Origin of the sequence: Streptomyces sp. NRRL F-5650, from assembly GCF_000721365.1 — a bacterium.
GTDB classification, from domain to species: Bacteria; Actinomycetota; Actinomycetes; order Streptomycetales; family Streptomycetaceae; genus Streptomyces; species Streptomyces ardesiacus.
The window spans coordinates 1-399 of the sequence record NZ_JOGV01000166.1; the positions used below are offsets into that span (position 1 = coordinate 1).

The window sequence follows — 399 nt, forward strand, 5'->3', positions numbered from 1 at the left end:
CCCCCGCTCCCGCCCGGTCACCACCGCCCGGTGCTCCAGCACCGCCCGCGAACCCGCCAACGACCAACCCACATCCACAACACTGAAGTCCGGCTCGGCAGCGAGGTGGTCCCGCAGCCGCACGGCCTGCGCACGCAACGCCTCGGCCGACTGCGCGCTCACCACCCAGGGAACCGTGCCCGCGTCCCCCCGCTCCCCTGCTCCGGTTCCGGTTCCGGTTCCGGCCGCGACGGCGTCACCCGGCTCCTCGACCGCCTCCTCCAGGATCACGTGCGCATTCGTCCCGCTGATCCCGAACGCCGACACACCCACCCGACGCGGCCGACCCGTCTCCGGCCACTCGTGGGCCTCGGTCAGCAACTCCACCGCACCCGCCGACCAGTCCACCTCCGTCGACGG

General features: G+C 73.7%; 1 protein-coding gene. It reads right to left on the bottom strand.

Going from position 1 to position 399, the window contains the following annotated elements; translation table 11 throughout:
- On the bottom strand, positions 1-399 hold a 399-nt coding region (locus IG88_RS39910), incomplete at both ends, for a ketoacyl-synthetase C-terminal extension domain-containing protein (RefSeq protein WP_037837581.1).